Source organism: Blastococcus mobilis (assembly GCF_900188025.1).
Taxonomy (GTDB): Bacteria; Actinomycetota; Actinomycetes; order Mycobacteriales; family Geodermatophilaceae; genus Blastococcus_B; species Blastococcus_B mobilis.
In genome coordinates, this window is record NZ_FZNO01000001.1 from 262,273 (window position 1) to 280,691 (window position 18,419).

General features: G+C 72.6%; 13 protein-coding genes. 6 read left to right on the plus strand and 7 right to left on the minus strand.

Annotated elements, in window-relative coordinates:
• Positions 1 to 88 precede the first annotated feature (88 nt).
• From CHB94_RS01240 to CHB94_RS01260, 5 genes are all read left to right on the plus strand, one after another.
• Entirely contained in the window at positions 89 to 1,075 is a 987-nt protein-coding gene (locus tag CHB94_RS01240) for an ABC transporter permease (RefSeq protein WP_089334744.1), read from the plus strand.
• A 22-nt stretch (positions 1,076 to 1,097) separates the two neighbouring features.
• The gene (locus CHB94_RS01245; RefSeq protein WP_089334745.1) at positions 1,098 to 2,057 is read left to right on the plus strand and encodes an ABC transporter permease; all 960 of its coding nucleotides are present in this window, start codon (positions 1,098 to 1,100) and stop codon (positions 2,055 to 2,057) included.
• Positions 2,058 to 2,113: 56 nt separating this feature from the next.
• Complete coding sequence (locus CHB94_RS01250; protein WP_217899111.1) at positions 2,114 to 4,198, plus strand: dipeptide ABC transporter ATP-binding protein; 2,085 nt, start codon at positions 2,114 to 2,116, stop codon at positions 4,196 to 4,198.
• Positions 4,199 to 4,309: 111 nt separating this feature from the next.
• Positions 4,310 to 6,001, plus strand: a complete 1,692-nt coding sequence (locus CHB94_RS01255) for an ABC transporter family substrate-binding protein (protein WP_141137388.1) — start codon at positions 4,310 to 4,312, stop codon at positions 5,999 to 6,001.
• Between the two features lie 976 nt (positions 6,002 to 6,977).
• The gene (locus tag CHB94_RS01260) at positions 6,978 to 7,430 is read left to right on the plus strand and encodes a hypothetical protein (protein WP_089334743.1); all 453 of its coding nucleotides are present in this window, start codon (positions 6,978 to 6,980) and stop codon (positions 7,428 to 7,430) included.
• Between the two features lie 81 nt (positions 7,431 to 7,511).
• On the opposite strand, the gene CHB94_RS01265 is transcribed toward CHB94_RS01260, so the two are convergent.
• Entirely contained in the window at positions 7,512 to 8,876 is a 1,365-nt protein-coding gene (locus CHB94_RS01265; protein WP_089334748.1) for a S8 family peptidase, read from the minus strand.
• A gap of 123 nt (positions 8,877 to 8,999) precedes the next feature.
• Between CHB94_RS01265 and CHB94_RS01270 the strand changes: the two genes are divergently transcribed.
• A complete protein-coding gene (locus tag CHB94_RS01270; protein ID WP_141137389.1) occupies positions 9,000 to 11,696 on the plus strand; it encodes a CHAT domain-containing protein in 2,697 nt (898 codons plus the stop codon).
• Between the two features lie 34 nt (positions 11,697 to 11,730).
• Here the strand turns inward: CHB94_RS01270 and CHB94_RS01275 are convergent, their stop codons facing one another.
• The 6 genes from CHB94_RS01275 to CHB94_RS01300 all read right to left on the minus strand — a co-directional run bounded on the left by CHB94_RS01275 (position 11,731) and on the right by CHB94_RS01300 (position 17,980).
• Entirely contained in the window at positions 11,731 to 12,306 is a 576-nt protein-coding gene (locus CHB94_RS01275; RefSeq protein WP_089334750.1) for an RNA polymerase sigma factor, read from the minus strand.
• Between the two features lie 89 nt (positions 12,307 to 12,395).
• A complete protein-coding gene (locus tag CHB94_RS01280; protein ID WP_089334751.1) occupies positions 12,396 to 12,602 on the minus strand; it encodes a hypothetical protein in 207 nt (68 codons plus the stop codon).
• Positions 12,603 to 12,923: 321 nt separating this feature from the next.
• A complete protein-coding gene (locus CHB94_RS01285) occupies positions 12,924 to 13,736 on the minus strand; it encodes a PIG-L family deacetylase (protein ID WP_089334752.1) in 813 nt (270 codons plus the stop codon).
• A gap of 40 nt (positions 13,737 to 13,776) precedes the next feature.
• Entirely contained in the window at positions 13,777 to 15,870 is a 2,094-nt protein-coding gene (locus tag CHB94_RS01290) for a tetratricopeptide repeat protein (protein WP_089334753.1), read from the minus strand.
• On the minus strand, positions 15,867 to 17,240 hold the full coding sequence (locus tag CHB94_RS01295) for a hypothetical protein (protein WP_089334754.1): 1,374 nt from the start codon (positions 17,238 to 17,240) through the stop codon (positions 15,867 to 15,869). Before CHB94_RS01295 ends, CHB94_RS01290 begins: the two co-directional genes overlap by 4 nt.
• 158 nt (positions 17,241 to 17,398) lie before the next feature.
• Positions 17,399 to 17,980, minus strand: coding sequence for a flavin reductase family protein (locus tag CHB94_RS01300; RefSeq protein ID WP_176445349.1), 582 nt, complete (start codon positions 17,978 to 17,980; stop codon positions 17,399 to 17,401).
• Between the last annotated feature and the right edge of the window lie 439 nt (positions 17,981 to 18,419).

An 18,419-nucleotide genomic window follows, 5' to 3' on the forward strand; every position in this document is an offset into this window, starting at 1 on the left:
TGCCGCTCCAGCCCCACTGGGCGAGCAGCTCGTGCCACGCTCGTGCTGCCCGGCTGCGGGCCCCTGCTCCGAAGCAGTGGAGGATCTCGTGGGGCGGTTCCTGCTGAGGCGCCTGGTCCACCACCTCGTCCTGGTGTTCGTGGCGGTGACGCTCGCCTACGTCCTCGCCTCCCTCGCCCTGGATCCGCGGTCCCGGTACGAGGGGCGCAACCCGCCGGCGCCCCCGGCCGTGATCGATGCGCAGCTCTCCGAGTACGGGGTGAACGACGAGGACCCGCTCCCGGAGCGTTACGTGCACTGGATGGGCGGCGTCCTGAGAGGTGACTTCGGCACGACGGTCACGGGCGGCAGCATCAACGACGAGCTCTGGTCACGTGCCCTGGTCAGCCTCCGCCTGCTGGTGATCGGTTCGGTCCTCGGCGCCGCCGTCGGCGTGCTGGTCGGCGTGGTGAGTGCCGTCAAGCAGCACTCGTTCATCGATCGGCTGTTCACCGCTGTGTCGTTCTTCTTCATCGCCACCCCGGTCTTCTTCACCGCTGTGCTGCTGAAGTTCGGGGCGTTGCAGGTCAACGAGGCCGCGGGGGAGACGGTGCTCTTCTACACCGGCTACGAGACCCCGGGGCTGGAGGCCGGCTTCTGGGGCACCGTCACCGACCAGGTCGCGCACCTGATCCTGCCCACGCTCTCCATCGCCCTGGGGCTGACCGCGCTCGTCTCCAGATACCAGCGCAACGCGATGCTCGACGTGCTCAACAGCGACTTCCTGCGTACCGCCCAGGCGAAGGGACTGACCCGGAGGCAGGCGCTCTACCGGCACGGACTGCGGACGGCGCTGATCCCGATGGCGCCCCTGCTGGCGTACTCGTTCGGCACGCTGGTGGTGGGCGCGACCTTCACCGAGAAGATCTTCGGCTGGCACGGGATGGGGGAATGGGTCGTCGACTCGATCACCCGCGACGACATCAACGTCACCGCGACCGTGGCGCTGTTCACGGCCGTGTTCGTGCTGTTCGCGGCTCTCCTGTCCGACGTCCTCCACGCCGTCCTCGATCCGCGCGTGCGGGTCACCGCGTGAGCCCGGCGGAAATGAGGCGACCATGTCGCTGCCCACCGACCCCTTCCTCGCCGCCGACCACCGGCTCGTCCCCAGCGCTGGGGGAAGGACGGGTGCACCGGAGGACGTCGTCGTCCTCGGGCGGCGTCGCCTGGTGCTGGCCCGGCTCCGGCGCAACCGGGCCGCCATGGCCGCGCTGGTCGTGCTCGTCCTGCTGGTGGTCGCCGCTGTGCTCGGCCCGGTGACCTACCGCTGGATCACCGGGTGGGGCTACATCGGCCAGGACCGCACCGCACTCCTGCAGCCCCCGTCGGCCGAGCACTGGTTCGGCACCACGCTGATCGGCGTCGACGTCTTCGCCCAGACGCTGCGCGGTCTGCAGAAGTCTCTCCTCATCGGCTTCCTGGCGGCGGTGATCTCGACCGGCCTGGCGGCGGTCGTGGGCGCGTTCGCCGGCTACCTCGGTGGCTGGGTGGACCGCGGGCTCATGTGGCTGGTCGACCTGCTGCTCGTGATCCCGGCGTTCCTCGTCGTCGCCGTCCTCGGTCGTGGCCTCGGCGAGGCCGGCTGGCCCGTCCTGACGCTGCTGATCGCACTCTTCGCCTGGATGATCACCGCTCGGATCGTCCGCGGCACGACGCTGAGCCTCCGCGAGCGGGAGTTCGTCCTGGCCGCCCGCTTCTCGGGGGTGTCGGTGCCGGGCATCGTCTTCCGGCACCTGATCCCCAACATGTCCTCCCTGCTGATCATCGACGCCACGATCACGGTCGCGACGGCGATCATCGCCGAGTCCGGGCTGTCCTACTTCGGGTTCGGGGTCCGGCCTCCCGACGTCTCACTCGGCAGCATGATCGCCGTAGGCACCCCGTCGGCATTCACCTCTCCGTGGCTGTTCATGTTCGCCGGCGGCCTGCTGGTGCTCACCACGCTGGCGGTCAGCGTCCTCGGCGACGGGCTCCGCGACGCGCTCGACCCCGGCTCGACGCGGAGGGCGGGCCGGTGATCCGGCAGGAACCGACCACGTCGCGGGCCCCGGAGGGGACAGCACCGTTGTTCGAGGTGCGCGACCTGACGGTCGCGTTCGTGGGGGAGTCCGGGCCGGTTCCCGCCGTCCGCGGACTGAGCTATGCGCTCTCCCGGGGCGAGGTGCTCGGGATCGTCGGGGAGTCCGGGTCGGGGAAGTCGGCTTCCGCGCTGGCGGTCATGGGCCTCCTGCCGTCGTCGGCGACCGTGTCGGGGAGCGTCCGGTTGCGCGGCGAGGAGCTGCTCGGGCTGTCCGACCGACGGCTGGCGCGGATCCGCGGCAGCAGGATCGCCATGGTCTTCCAGGACCCGCTGTCGGCACTGACACCTGTCCACAGGATCGGTGATCAGGTCGCCGAGGCGGTCCGGATCCACCAGGGTGTCTCCGCGGCCGCGGCGCACGACCGGGCGGTGGAGCTGCTCGACGCCGTGGGCATCCCGAACGCCGCGCAGCGGGCCAGGGCCTATCCGCACGAGTTCTCCGGCGGCATGCGGCAGCGGGTCATGATCGCCATGGCGATCGCCAACGACCCCGACGTCCTGATCGCCGACGAGCCGACGACGGCGCTGGACGTCACCGTCCAGGCCCAGGTCCTCGCCCTGCTCGAGACCGCCCGGCGGATGACCGGTGCGGCCACCGTGGTGATCACCCACGACCTGGCCGTGGTCGCCGGCATCGCGGACCGCATCGTCGTCATGTACGCGGGCAAGGCCGTGGAGAGCGGTCCCGTCGTGCCGGTGTACGCCGATCCACGGATGCCCTACACGATCGGCCTGCTGGGCTCGGTGCCCCGACTGGACCGTCCCGGGCGGCCGCTGACGCCGATCGAGGGGGCACCGCCCGACCTCGCGCGGCTGCCGCAGGGCTGCCCGTTCGTCTCCCGGTGCCCGGTGAACGTCCCCGTCTGCCGGACGATCGAGCCCGCCCTCGAGCCGGTCGCCAGGAGCGACCGTCGCGCCGCCTGCCACCGCCGCGGAGAGATCGCGTTCGGCCGGATCGGTGGGGCACCGGTGTTTCCCCTTCCGGAGATCGCCTCCGCCCGGGAGGAGAGTCCCCGGGACGGCCGTCCCGCCGTCCTCGAGGTGCGCCAGCTGGTCAAGCGCCATCCGATCACCACAGGAGTGGTCCTGCGCCGCCGGATCGGCACGATCACCGCGGTGGACGGGATCAGCTTCGACATCCGCGAGGGTGAGGCGCTGGGCCTGGTGGGCGAGTCCGGCTGCGGCAAGACGACGACGGTCATGCAGCTGCTCGAACTGGCCGCGCCCGAGGAGGGCAGGGTGTCGATGCTGGGCAGGGACATCGCCTCCCTCAGCCGCGACGGTCGCAAGCACCTGCGTCGGGAGGTCCAGGTGGTCTTCCAGGACCCCTTCGCCTCACTCGACCCGCGGCTGCCCGTAGGCGACATCATCGCCGAGCCGCTAAGGGCCTTCGGTGTGTCCCTCGACCGGCGCCACGGACGCGTGCGGGACCTGCTCGACCTCGTGGGTCTGAGCGCTGAGCACGCCAACCGGTACCCGGCGGACCTGTCCGGAGGCCAGCGGCAGCGGATCGGCATCGCGCGCGCACTGGCCCTGGAGCCACGCCTCCTCGTGCTCGACGAACCGGTGTCGGCCCTGGACGTCTCCATCCAGGCCGGCGTGCTCAACCTGCTCGAGCACCTCAAGGTCCATCTGGGGCTGGCGTACCTGTTCGTCGGCCACGACCTGTCGGTGGTCCGCCACGTCGCCGACCGGGTCGCAGTGATGTACGCGGGCCGGCTCGTGGAGGTCGGCGACGCAGACGAGGTGTTCGGACACCCCACCCATCCGTACACGCAGGCGCTGCTGAGCGCCGTCCCCATCCCTGAGCCGGGCACGGAGCGGCAGCGCACCCGGATCCTGCTGGATGGGGACCTGCCCGATCCGGCGGACCTGCCGTCAGGCTGCCGGTTCCGGTCGCGCTGCCCGCTGTTCGCCCGACTTCCCCCCGAGCGACGGCGGCGCTGCAGCGACGTCGACCCACCGCTGGAGCCGCGCAGCACCGGTGACCATCAGTCGGCATGTCACTGGGCCCGCGACAACCCGATCCTGCCCGCGGGGGCCGGCAGGAGCAGGACCGGTCGATCCGACACTGATTAGGGCGGAAGTGACGGCACCGTGGGATTCCGGGCCTACTCTCAGGACGTCCGAGCCCACCGACCGTTCACCAGGCTCGTTCACCCGGCGCCGGTCCGCACCGTGGAGGACCTCGTGGGACGACCTCGATCCCAGGCTGCCGCGGCTGCCCTCGCCGCCGCCGTCCTCGTGCTGGCGGGCTGCACCGGCGGCTCGGACCCGGGCGATGCGGAAGGCGGCGGCTCGGCCGTCTCGGCGACCGGGAACGACGTCAACCCGGTCGACCGGACCGACCTGGCCGGAGGCGGAGACCTGCGGTGGCCGCTCGATCAGCTGCCGCCGAACTACAACTACAACCATCTCGACGGCGTGCTCCTCAGCAACGCCCAGGTCGTGTTCGCGCTGATGCCCAGGCCGTTCACCTTCACCGGGGACGGCACACCGAGCGTCAACGCGGACTACTTCGAGAGCATCGAGCTGACCTCGGAGGACCCCCAGGTCGTCACCTACGACGTCGACCCCGACGCGGTCTGGTCCGACGGCACCCCGATCACCGTCGCCGACCTCGCCGCCCAATGGCGGGCTCTGAACGGCAGTGATCCGGCGTACCGGATCTCCGTCGCGACCGGCTACGAGGACATCGCGTCGGTCGAGCAGGGCGAGGACGACAAGCAGGCTGTCGTGACCTTCGCCAACCGCTACACGGACTGGCGGGGGCTGTTCGACCCGCTCTATCCGGCGTCCACGAACGGCGACCCGGACGTGTTCAACACCGGATGGGTCCAGCGGCCACAGGTGACCGCGGGGCCGTTCCGGCTGCAGGGCGTCGACCCCACCGCCCAGACGATCACGCTGGAGCGCAACCCGGAGTGGTGGGGCGACCCGCCGATCCTCGACCGGATCATCTATCGGACGCTCGACCCCGACGCGCAGGTCGACGCCCTGATCAACGGCGAGCTCGACTTCATCAACGTCGGACCCGACGTGAACAAGCTGCAGCGGGCGCAGGGCTCGGACGGCATCGAGATCCGCCGCGCTCGTGGGCCCAGCTTCCGGGTGATCACGCTCAACGGCACGTCTCCGGTGCTGTCCGACGTCGCGGTCCGGCAGGCCCTGGCCGCGGCGATCGACCGCCAGGCCATCGCCGACGCGTTGATCGGCCCGCTGGGTGGGGACCCCGCGAAGCTGGACAACCACATCTTCGTGCCCAATCAGCCGGGCTACCAGGACAACGCCGGAGACCTCTCCGAGCCCGACATCGAGGCGGCCAACGCGCGGCTGGAACAGGCCGGCTGGACCCGCGAGGGCGGGGACACCCGCACCAAGGGCGGCCAGGAGCTGGTCATCCGCTTCGTCATCCCCTCCGCCGTCGCCATCGGTACTCAGGAGGCGCAGCTGGTACAGGGCATGCTCGAAGAGGTCGGAGCCCGGGTCGACATCCAGACCGTCCCGGTCGGGGACTTCTTCGACACCTACGTCTTCCCCGGTGACTTCGACATGACGGTGTTCTCCCTGTACGGCACGCCGTTCCCCATCAGTGCCGCCGCATCGTTCTACGAGCAGCCGGAGGGTGACGAGATCCAGCAGAACTACGCCCGGATCGGCACGCAGGAGATCGACGACCTCTTCGCCCAGGCGATCCAGGAGCTGGACCCGGACAAGGCCCGCGAGACGGCCAACCGGATCGACGCCCTCATCTGGGAGGAGGTCCACTCGCTGCCCCTCTACCAGCGGCCGGACGTCGTCGCGGCCGCGGACACCCTGGCCAACTACGGCGCGCTGGGATTCGCCTCTGTCCGGTACCAGGACATCGGCTTCACCGAGTGAGGTCCGCCCGCCTCCGGCCGCCGGGGGACGGTGGCGCGGAGGACGGACGGACCTCGGGAGAACTCACGTGCGACGGTCCGGGACGACCGGCTGAAGCCGTATCGGCGCTCTCCCCGTCAGCCGACGAAGCGGATCGCGTCGCAGCCTCTACCGGCACATCCGGGGGCCCCGGATGCGGGTTCGGGCGGAATGGTTCGGATATCCGGCCGGCAGTCGGGTGCAGGTGCGCCGGTTCTCGACGGGAATGGCGTACGGATCCGTTTCCCGGGTCATGTGGACGTAGAGAATCGCGTCGGCAGGATCGTAGGTGTTCACCGATTCCTCCTGTGCCTTGCGCGGTAGCCCGGGGGCCACACGGGTCGCCGCCGGATCGCGGTGGCCGGTCGGTCCGCGGGTCGCTCCTCCGGAGAGGACGTGGCTGGCGAACCTGCTTCTCAGAGCCGAGCCGATGTCTTCTGATACCGGCCCGGAATCCGGCTCGACCAGGCCTCCGGCCCGGTCCGGACGGGTGGGAACGGTCCTCGTGATCGGGTGACTTCCGGAGAGGGAAGGTCGACCCGTCCGAGTCCGCGGAAATGCCGCGGAAACGTACGCATCGACTCGCGGACGACTCGGAGCGAGAGAGACGGGCGAGCGTCGGGACGACGATGCATGGGGAGGACGATGCGTGGGAGGCGGACCCTGCGGCGCGCAGCCCATGGGGGAGTGGGTGGCTGACTCGGGAGGCCCCGGGCGCAGGAGTCCCGCGCCGGTCGCCGACCGGTGCGCGCCGTCGCGGACGGAGGCCATCGATCGTCGGCCGGCGGGGCGCACTTCCGGGACCGCGTATCCGGGCGGGTGTGTGCGGTATCCGTCTGTGCGAGGGCTTGGCTCGGTGGAGGGGTGGGAGTGCGACGGGCAGTTCCTGGCGGTCCGTCGCGTGGGGGTGCACGATGCACCAGCAGGCCTGGACCCAGGTGAAGGGTGGTCATCGCCGGTGACATCGCAGGGCTGGGACGAGGACGACCTGCTGGAGGAGCTGCGCACGGCGCTGCGTCGGGCCGGGGCGCCGACGCCGAGGATGGTCGCCGCGGGGGAGGCGGCGTTCTCCTGGCGGACGGTGGACGCCGAGCTGGCCGCGCTCACCCATGATTCGCTGGCCGGGGAGTCGGTGCTGGTCCGCAGCGGGGAGGCGGCGCCGCGGTCGCTGGTCTTCGAGGGGCGGCGGCTGTCGGTGGAGCTGGACGAGGGCGAGGAGGGCCTGGTCGGTCAGCTGCTGCCGCCGGCCGCCGGGGAGGTGTCCCTGCTGGGGCCCGACGGGGCGGAGCTGGCGCATGCCGAGATCGACGAGCTGGGCTGCTTCTGCTTCGAGTCGTCGGCGGCCGGTCCGGTCCGGTTGCGCTGCCGAACCGGGTCCGGTGCGCTGCTGACCGACTGGTTCCGACTCTGACCCTCGACCCACCGGGCCCTGCACCGCCTCGATCGTCCGGCGTCGCCGGCGCCCCTCTGGTCCTCCCTGGCGCGAGCAGCCTCAGGCAAGGAGGCGCAGGAACGGCGGTCGCCGAGGGGCCGGCTTCGGGCGCGCCTCCTCGGCAGCCGGCCCCTTGCGCGCGGTGACGACGGGCTGGGGTGCCCCGGCAGCCCGCGCCTTCGCGGATTCCTTCGCCGCCCGCTCCGAGAGCTCCTTCCATGCGGCTCGCGCGGACGTACGCCCCGGCACGGTCCCGGCGGCGATCGCTCCGCTCACCAGGGCGGCCGCGAAGGAGCTGCCGCTCCACGTGGCGTAGCCCTCGAACGTCCGCACCTCGGGCTCTTCCTTCGTCTGCGCCTCGGGCGCTTCCTTCGTCCGTGCGTCGTCGGTGCGAACGGGGATGTCTCCGTGCAGGAAGGCGGAGGTGACCTTCACGCCGTTGGACCACACGTCGATCCAGGGAGCGTCGTCCGGTGTGAACTTCGCCGGCTTCCCCTCGTTGCCCGCCGCGCCGACGGCGATGACGTCGTCGAGTGCCGCCGGCCAGGCAGGCTTGTTCTTCTCCCAGGAACGCTTCTCCTTCTCCGGGTAACCGTGGTTGCCGGCGGCGGCCACCACCACGATGTCCGGGTCGAGGCGGTCGATCGCGGTGGCCAGGACCAGGGGCGGCTGGCCGTCCTCGGTGTAGCACACGATCGAGAGGTTGAGAACGTCCACGCCGGTCCTGCCGACCGCGACGATCTGCTTGGCGAGGTCCCAGGATTCGGCCGCACCGTCCTCCTCGCCCAGCACCTTCCGCACCTCGACCGTGCAGCCGGGCGCCATACTCAGCACGAGGCCGGTGACGAAGGTGCCATGGCAGCCGATCGAGGACTCGGGCTCATCATCCAGGAAGTCCGCAGGGGAACCGATGCAGCGTCCCTCGAGGTCCGGATGCGCGAACACCGCCGTGTCCAGCACCGCGACGCGGGCGCCGAGTCCCGGCCGATGGGCCATCCGCGGCCGCGGCCGCGGCCCCCCGGTCGGCGGTTCGGGGTCGGATTCGCCGCCGTGCCCGATCTGTCCCGTCTCTCCGGCACCTTCGACGCGCCCGACCAGCCGGTTCTTCCCCAGGGTCGGGGTCCATCCCGCGTACCTGGCCGCGAAGTAGTCGCGCAGCGCCGTCAGGTCCCGGTCCAGGGCGGTCCGGGCATGCGGGGCCTGCTCCTGCTCGGTGCGCTCCTCGATCTTCGCCGCTATGCGGTTCGCTGTGTCCTCGTCGTTGAGTCGCAGGAGAGCCAGGCCGAGGTCGTCGCTGCGCTCGGCCTCGGTGAAGTCGACGCCGAGGTCCTCCAGCGTCGCGACGACGAGATCTGCGTGCTCGAGGGCCACGACGAGGTCCGCCGTCCTGTAGAAGGCGTTGCGTTCCCCCTGTGGCTCGCCCATGACTGCCCCCTACGCCGGTGTGCCCGTTGAGTCAGCGAGTCTCGCGGTCCATGGCACCTGGGCGGAATCACGGGGGCCGCGAAGCCGGTTGACTGACCCGTGCCGCGAGCGCACCGTCGTCACATGAGCTCCGTGGGTCACCTGCTCACGCAGGAAGCGCCCGACCCCGACGGAGAGCTGCGGGAATCGGCGGCCCGGGCGATGCAGCTGGCCGCCACCCGCCCGGAGGAGGCGCGTGCCATCGGCACGCCGGTGGTGGAGCCTGCTCGCCGGATGGGCGCCTGGCAGACGGTGAGCCTGGCCGAACGCGCCCTCGGGGTCGCGGCCATGAACCTCAACGAAATCGACGTGGCGGTGGCTCACCTGCGGGCGGCGGTGGCGGCGGGGGCGCGGGCCCGTTCCCGGGCCCGCACGGGAGAGGCACGGATGAGCCTGGCCTCGGCGCTCGTGCTGCGCGGGCAGGCCGGCCCGGCGATCCGCGAGATCGACGCGGCCGTCCGCGACCTCGAGGGAGTGCAGGCTGCCCGCGCGCGCGTCCAGCGGGCGGCGATCATGCAGGAACTGGGAAAGGACGACGCCGCGCTCGAGGAGCTCCGCCGGACCCTACCGGTGCTCCGGCAGGCCGGCGAGATCGAGTGGGCTGTCCGCGCTCTCTCCAACCGCAGCCTGATCCACGCCGGGCGGCGTGCATTCGGGGCGGCTGAGGCGGACCTGCGCGACGCCCGTCGGCTCTCCCTCGATCATGATCTCGACCTGTTGGTTGCGTTCGCCGAGCAGAACCTCGGTTGCGTCAAGGCCAAGCGGGGCGATGTGCCGGTCGCCTTGCGGCACTTCGACGCCGCCCAGGAGCGTTACCGGCGGTGCGGTGTGGTGCAGGCGTCGCTGCTGGTCGACAGGGCCGAGGTCCTGCTGTCCGTGCGACTGCTCGACGAGGCCCGGGAGACGGTCGAGGCCGCCGTGGTCGCCTACCAGCAACAGAAGCGCGACGTCCACCAGCCCGAGGCGCAGCTTCTGCTGTCGACCGTGGCTCTCGTCCAGGGGGACACGGTGACCGCCGCCGCGAGCGCCGACGCCGCGGTGGCCGGCTTCCGCCGGCTGGGACGAGCGAACTCGCTGGCCCTGGCCCGGTTCGCCCGGCTGCAGGCCCAGGTGGCGGCCGACCCCCGGGGCATCAGCCCGGAGCGCGCGGCACGGGTCGCAGCGGACCTGGAGGCGGCCAGCTGGAAGGTTCCGGCTCTCGAGGCGCGCGTCCTGGCCGGCCGCATGGCCCTGGACCAGGGCCGCCCGGCCGTGGCACGCCACCATCTGTCGACGGCCAGCCGCGCCAGGCACGCCGGCCCCGCCGACGCTCGTGCCCGCGCATGGCACGCGGAGGCGCTGCTCCGCCGCGCCGACGGGCGCCGGACAGCCGCGTTGTCGGCGCTGCGGGCCGGGCTGCGCATCGTCGAGGAGTACCAGGCCACCCTGGGTGCGACCGAGCTCCGGGCGCACGTCAGCCTCCAGCGTGGGTCGATCGCCCGGGTGGGCCTGCGGATGGCGCTCGAGGGCCAGGATCCGCGGGGCGTGCTCTGGTGGGCCGAACGCGGGCGCGCCAGTGCCCTGCGGCTTCGCCCTGCCCAGCCACCGGACCACCCGGAGCTCGCCCGCGACCTGGCGGACCTCCGGTCGACGATGGCGGAGATCGAAGCGGCCCGCGGGGAGGGCCGTTCCGACTACGCGCTGGTCGCCCGTCAGGTCGTGCTCGAGCGCCGCATCCGCGACCGCTGTCGGACCCTCACGGCTGGTGACGACGGCGAGCGCCGGATGCGCCGGCACTCCGTGAGCGAGCTGACCGAACCCCTCGGCGACGCCGCTCTCGTGGAGTACGTCGAACTGGAGGGTGACCTCCACGCCGTCACGATCGCCGGTGGCCGCATCCGGATGCACTTCCTCGGCCGCACGGAGACGGTGCGACAGGTGCTGACGCACGTGCCCTTCGCCCTGCACCGGCTGGTCAAGCCCCGGGCCGGCTCGGCGGGTCGGGAGGCCGGTCGGGAGGCCGCGGCCAAGGCGGTGCTCCAGCGGGCGGCGAGTGGCTTCGACGACCTGCTGCTGGGCCCTCTGCGGCGCGAGGTGGGAGATCGCCCGCTCGTCGTGGTCCCCACCGGTGCCCTGCAGTCGCTGCCCTGGTCGGTCCTGCCCTCCTGCCGGGGCCGGCCGGTGACCGTCAGTCCGTCGGCGACGATGTGGCACCAGGCGGTCAGCCGGCCCCGCCCGCCGGACGGCGCTCCGGTCGTCGTCGTGGCCGGTCCCGGCCTGCCGGGTGCGACGATCGAAGCCTCGGCCATCGCGGAGCTGTACCGCGGCTCCATCCTGCTGTCCGGCGCGGCGGCGACGGCCCCGAGGCTGACCGCGCACATGAACGGCGCCGCCGTGCTGCACCTGGCCGCCCACGGCAACATGCGCTCGGACAACCCGTTGTTCTCGTCGCTGACGCTCGCGGACGGTCCGTTGACCGTGTACGAGCTGGAACGCCTGACCCACCCGCCCCATCACGTGATCCTGGCCGCCTGCGACACCGGTCGGCCGCACATCGTCGCCGGCGAGGAGCTGTTGGGCTTCGGCGCCGCACTGCTCGGCGGTGGTACCGCGACGCTGGTCGCGCCCGTCATGCCGGTACCGGACGCCGCGACGGTGCCGTTGATGCGGTCCTACCACGAGGGGCTGCGGACCGGTCGGTCGCCGGCCGAGGCACTCGCGGCCGCCCAGTCGGGGCTCGACGCCGAGGACACCGCCTCCCGAGCTGCCGCCGCAGCGTTCGTGTGCCTGGGGGCCGGGTAGCGCCGTCGGCCGTCGGCCGTCGGCCGTCGGCGGCTCAGGCGTTGAGCAGCGCCTGAACGGCCTGGAAGGCGCGCACCCGGGAGAGGGCGCGGGCCCGAGTGGGTCCGATGCTCCCGATCGGGATGCCGAGGCGCCGGCTGATCTCGTCGTAGGACACGGGCGGGTCCTCGACGAGCAGCAGCAGCAGTGTCCGCTGCCGTTCCGGCAGCTCGGCCAGGGCCATGAGCAGCGCCTCGTGCCGCTCGGCCGCGAGCAGGTCGGAGTCCACGGCGGGCTCGCCGGCCCCGTCCGGCCACCCCTCCTCCCCGAGATCGGCCGGGGACACCAACCGCTGCTTCCTGATCACGTGCAGGCACTCGTTGCGCGTGGTCGTGACGATCCAGCCGGGCAGCGCCGCGGGTTCCCGGATGCCGCCGAGGTTCTCCACGAGCCGCAGCCACACGGTCTGGACCACGTCCTCGGCGTCACTGCCCTGCAGGCGGTGCCGGCGGACGACCGACAGCACCAGCGGCGTGTACCGGTCGACGAGGGCGTTCCAGGACGCGTGGTCACCGTCGAGAGCGGCGGCCACGAGCTGCGAGACCGGGTTCTCGTCTCCGTCGCGATCCAACGGTCCCCCCTCTCGCGGGGCTGTGACGGTGCAGGCCAGCGTAGCGGCGTCGCTGTCGGAGCGAGGCCGCGCGGACCCGCCGTCGGTGTTCAGTGGGGGGTGCCGCGGACGGCGGACACCCGGTGCAGATCGGACTCGAGGACGCTGCTGGTCAGCGCGGCCCGTTCGGCCTCCGCCCGGGCCAGCTCCGCGCGTATGTCGGAGACGACGTCGGAGAGAACTTGCAGGTACTCCAGCTTCTCCGCCAGGCTCAGGTGCCGGAAGGCCGTGGAGCCGGCAGCCGTCTGATCGTTCATCGTGGTCCTCGGTGGGTGGGGATGACCGGCACAGCGGACTGCCCCACGGACGGGCATGCCGGAAAGGAGACGGTCAGCACGGCAGATCCACCTCCGATGGGCGCGTTCTGCGTTGTGGTCCACGGTCCGATCACCGGCCGTGCCACGGTCGACGCGCTGTACCTCCTCGGAGCCCGGGAGGAATCGGCTGATACCGGATCGACCGGCGGCCCTGGACTTCGATGCGGCCGCGCCGACCCGGTCAGGCCGCCGGCCGACCTGTCCGGCGTCACCTCGCTCCCGGGGGCGTCGGGAATGCGGGCGTCCCCGAGCGCCTGGTGGTCAGCCTTCCGCGGCCCGTGTGTCCCCCGTGGAGCTGTCATCCGCCACGACGTCGAGGAGGCCGGGGCGCCCCTCGCGGACGAACCACTCGGTGCCGTACGTGCCAGCGAACCGCGTGCGGGCGAGAGCGGACATCGGGATCTGGCTGCGGTGGACCCGCATCGCCGCCCGCTTGGCCCGCAGGTCGGCGGCGTCGGCCCGGACCACCGTGCTGATGTTCACGGAGGTGCGACCGATCGCGCTGCGTAGGTGCCGCGGCCGGGTTCCCTCCACCAGGTGCCGGCCGACGGCGGGCAGTGCGGTGCGATCGACCGTGGCCTGGTAGCCGCTGGCTCCGGTGGCCCGCGCCGCGGCGCGCCCGAGCCGGTGCACCGCGACGTGGTCGGGATGGCCGTAGACGCCACCGCTGTCGTAGTGGACGAGCGTCTCCGCAGCCTCGTCGTGGAGCAGGTTCGCCAGGTCGGCCACCGTGCGGTCGGCGTGCCGCGCGAAGGCACGTGGGTGGTCGTTGGGTGGCGTGCCCGCCATCCCGGAGTCGCGGAAGGGGAGCAGCACGAGCCGCGCGACCCCCAGTTCCGTGCACGCCCGTTCCAGCTCCCTGGTCCTCAGCTCGGCGAGGCTGGTGCCGCGGGGCACCGGGATCAGTGGCTTGCCCTCCTCGCCGGCGGTCGCGGTGACGAGCACGACCCGGGCCCCCCGCCGGGCCAGCCGGTGCATGGTCGCCGCGGTGAAGATGGCCTCGTCATCCGGGTGCGCGTGCAGGAACACGGCCGTGCGCCCCGTGAGGTCACGCCGTTCGGGGTGTGGGGACATCAGAGCTCCGATGCGGTGTCCGTGGGTGGCGCGTCCGCCGTCAGGCCGGCAGGGCCAGGTCGGCCTCGCACCTGGCCCTCAGCGCGCGGATCGACTGGTGATCGGCGTCGGGATGTGCGACCGCCAGCTCGCAGTCGGCGATGGCCTCGCGCAGCCGGCCGGCCTCCCTGTAGGCCAGGGCCCGGTTCTCCCGGATGGCCGGGTCGTCGGTCAGCTCCAGGGCCGCGGTGAGGTCCTCGATCGACCCGGCGGTGTCGCCGTCCTCGAAGCGCAGGACCGCCCGATTGGCGAGGGCTTCGGCGAGGGCGGGGTCAAGGGCCAGGCACCGGTCCAGAGCTCCCAGCGCCGTCGCCCGGTCGCCCGACTCGAGGGCCACCAGGCCGCGCAGGCACTGCAACTGCGCGGAGTCGGGACGCAGCCGGAGGCCCGCGGACACGTCGGCGTCGGCCCCTGCGACGTCACCGGTCTGCAGTCGGAGCGCCGCACGGTTGGCGAAGGCATCGACGAAGGTCGGCTCGAGCTCCAGCGCGTAGGAGAACTCGGAGATGGCCGTCTCCAGATCTCCCTGCTGTGCGGCGAGGTCCCCCCGGTTGTAGTGCGGCTCGGGATAGGGGGGACTCTCCGCGATGGCGGTCTCGTAGTCCCTGGCGGCCTCGTCGAGCCGGCCCATCCGCCGCAGCACCGAGGCGCGCTCGAAGTAGTACTCCGAGTGGTGCGGGTCCTCCGCTATGACCGCCCCGTACTCCGCGAGCGCCGCGTCGAGCGAACCCATCGCTGCGAGAAGCTGGGCCCGGTTGTAGGCCAGCACCGAACGGTGCTGGGTGTGCTGATCGGGGTCGACCTGCGCGTCCAGGCGCGCCATCCCGGCCTCGACCAGCCGGAGAGCCTCCTCCAGGTTGCCCAGGTGCATCTCCACCAGGGCCAGGCCGTTCTCGTTGAACGTCAGGTTGAAGGCACGCCGTTGTTCGTCCGGTAGCAGGGCCGAGATGCAGATCGCGGTGTTGACCCACGACTTGGCCTTCGCGTGGTTGCGGCGCGCGTCGGTGTAGAACCGGGTCAACAGCATCGCCCGGCCGTACGCCGACTGCAGATGGACGCTCGGGTCGGTGGTGGCGGCGCAGGCCTGGTCGTAGTAGGCCTCCGCCTCATCCGGACGCTCTAGGGCGGTCAGCGCCGTGGTCACCTTGGCGACGACCAGCCAGCAGTCCGTGACGCGGGTCCGCCAGTCCAGGACAGCCAGGCAACGCGGAGCGAGATCTACGACGGCGTCGTAGAAGCCCTCCAGCACGCAGCGTTCGATCGCCTCGAGCAGCGCCTCCGCTCCGGCTCCGGCGGGGTCGCTGCCGCGCTCACGGTGGTAGGGGATGGCGCCCAGGGCCAGGCTGCTCGGGTCCACGCGCTCCAGCTCATCGGCCCGCGCGTCGTGCAGCGCGGCCCGGGTCGCCGGATCGGTCGCCTCGTACGCCGCGAGGAGCGCCGGGTCCCGCGACGTGCCGTCGCCGGAGACGTAGGCCGCGGCCAGGGTGGCTACATCCTGGGTCATCGGCCCCACGGACCGGTCGGCCGGCAGGTCGTGCCGATCGGTGAAGGCCCGCAGCGCGGCTCCGAGAGGTCCGGGGACGTCGGTACCACGGGTGTGCACCACCACGCGGAGGATCTGCGGATCCGTCCGGCGCAGCAGGATTCCCACCCACTCCAGGTCGGTCATGTCTGCGTCGTCGACGTCGGTGAGCACGAGGCTGCGCGGGCTGCCGTGCAGCCGCGCGCACTTCCCGAGGAACTCCACCAGTCCGTGGGCCAGGCGAGTGGTCCGCCCCCCGGGGTAGAAGCGTGTCCGGTTGGTGGGGCTGGTCAGCGTGGTCAGGGTCGCCCGACGGTGGGGCAGGGCCGCCGCGAGCTGTGGAGCGACGGCGACCAGTTCGATGTCGTGGTGGCTCACGACGGCGGGGTTGTTCCGGAGCACCCAGGGGGTGACCGTCCGGACCACCTCCCCGGCCGCGGAGTAGGGGCCGCGGAGCCGTCGGTGGGCGCTGACCTCCGCCAGCGCCGGTGGCAGGGCGTGGACGGCGGACAGCGACCGCGCCGACGGGGCATCGGGGCCGGTGACCCAGAGGTGGCGGGATGGCGACGTCATGAGCTCTCCAAGGGGCGTGCGGCGGCGGACCAGGCTGCGGTACTGGGGGCGCCGGCGTACGGCGCGGGGCGGAGGCGGCGCCCGGCACGGGGCCGGCGGACGCGGGGGGCGCGGTGGCGGGCTTGCCGCAGGATGCGTCGTCGGTCGCGCACCGCAACGGCACCCGCCGCGCCCAGTTGGGCCGCGTTGAGCAGGAGCAGGAGGGCGGAGTCCCAGAGCTGCGCGGTCGACGACGACTGCCCGAGGAAGGCCCGCCCGAAGGCCTGCGAGAGGAACGTCCAGGCGACCGGGAGCATGACGACGACGAGCAGGCCGATGGCCAGGGTGTAGCCGACCACCACCAGCGGTGCGTACCAGCGGACCGCCCGACGGTCGCGCGGGTGCCACCGGTCCTCCGCCACCAGTCGGTGCGAGCGGCCGAGCCGTCGGTTCACGGCGTTGCGGAGGTACTCCCGTGCGACCGTGTGCAGGTCCACGCAGCCCAGGACGGTGGTCACCAGGTAGTACAGGTCGGTGCGGAGGAAGAAGTAGAGCTGCCAGGCCGCCCGCAGCAGGGTCGTGAGCGCCAGCGCCAGACAGACCCCGGCCAGCCAGCCGATCTCGGCGATTGGGCCACGGACCAGCCAGGCCGTGACGGTGAACGCGGCGGCCAGGACGAGGTCGGCGAGCAACCCCGCGAGCATCGGCAGGTAGCGCTGGGCGCGGGGGACCGCCACCAGCCCGTTCATCACCGTCTCGAAGACCACGAAGTAGAGCCGACGGGACACGCGCAGCCGCGTGCGCAGACCCAGCCGGCGCCCCGCGAGCACATGGGCCAGCTCGTGCACGGCGACGAGCGGGAACGTGAGCACGAGCAGGCTCAGCTCGACGACGACGAGGGAGTCGCTGAAGAAGACGTGCTCGTGCCGGGGCGCGAGGCTCGGATCGGCGACGACGACGGCCACGCCGGCGATCAGCACGGCGATGTAGACCACCCACGCCGGCCCGGAGAACACCGCAGCGCCGAGGCGCCTGTACCGCACGGCGGTCGGTCCTCCGGAGGCATCCGCGGGCGCGTCCGACCCCGCTCGAGCAGCGTCGGGAGCGTCCGACACGAGGTCCATCTCGCGCAGCGTGTCCAGGAATCCGTCGATGTCGACGGACTCGCCGAACTCGCGCGCGTACCAGTCCGCGGCCTCGGCGGGGTCGACGCCGTCGCACAGCCGGCGCAGGAGGGCTGCGCCGTCGGCCGGCAGCACGACGTAGGAGTCGGTGTCGGCTCGGCCCACGACGACGTCCTCGCCCTCGTCGAGGAACGTCAGCGACGGGAAGCGCAGTGGCCCGGGCGGACCCTCGCCTCGCTGGGACGCCCTGTCGCTGGCTACGGGCATGCCGGGGTGTCTCCCTGCGCTGGATCGGTCAGGGGGGACCGGCGGGCGCGGCCACGACCGCGCCCGCCGGTTCGTGGGTTCACTGCATGGCCACAGCGCCGCAGCAGCAGCAGCAGTAGCAGTAGCAGCCGCGGGCAGTGAGCCGGATCTCGCCGGCCTTACGAACCGGGATCTTCTTCACGATGGGTCACCCCCTCTCCGGCGACCAGAGAGCCATCCGCGTGCAGCGGGCGGTACGTGCCGTCGAAGCGCACCAGTGGGGCCGCTGCGGGCCCGGTGCCGGCGTGCTCGACGGAGCCGACGACCAGCGCCTGAGGAGCGAGGTCGACGACGGAGTGCAGGCGGCAGTCCAGCCAGGCCGGCGCGCCGCACAGCAGAGGGGCGCCCGAGCCCGGGGCAGGCCACCAGAGTCCTGAGGGCAGGTGAGCCCAGCCGAGCCGGCGGCCCGGCACGGCGCAGCCCGACGCGACGGACTCCTGCTCGGCGGACAGCAGGCTGACACCGAAGCCGCCGCCGCGCTCGATGAGGGCACGGGTGCGGCCACGGGCGGCAACGGTGACCTGCACCAGCGGGGGATCGACCGAGACGACGCCGAACGTGGCGGCCGTGACCACGTGGACGGACTGACCGGCTGCGACCGAGAGGATGGTGACGGCCCGGGCGCACCGGCGGGCCGCTGCTGCCCAGGCGCCGCGTGCTGCCCCGTCGTCGGCGACGGCGTCGGCGACGACGGCGGTCACGGGAGACCCACGCCGGGTCGCGGGCGGTGCGCTCGGCGCACGGGACTGGTCACTCCACACCGGAGGCGCAGCCGGGAGCCGAGATACAGCGCGCGGGTGGGAATTCCGGCGACCAGCCGCGCCGCTCCGACGGCCGGCCGCGCCTGCCGAGGTCGTGGGTCTGTGCCTCCGATCCTCGGCGTGGCGCGCTCACGCTGCCCCCGGAGCGGCTCCGCAGGCGGGTCGCAGTGCAGCGGTCGCGACAGGCCCGGACGAACGTGGCGGCGCGGCAGGCGCGGCGGGCAGTTCCGCCGGCGCCGCGACCACGGTCAGGTAGAGATCCAGGACCATGTCGATCCCCGCTCGGCAATCGGCGACTGCCGCCCGGTGGCGCGGTGTGTCCTTCACCTGCTGGCGGCGCCGGGCTTCGACGAGCCGTTCGCGGGCTCGGCCGAAGTCG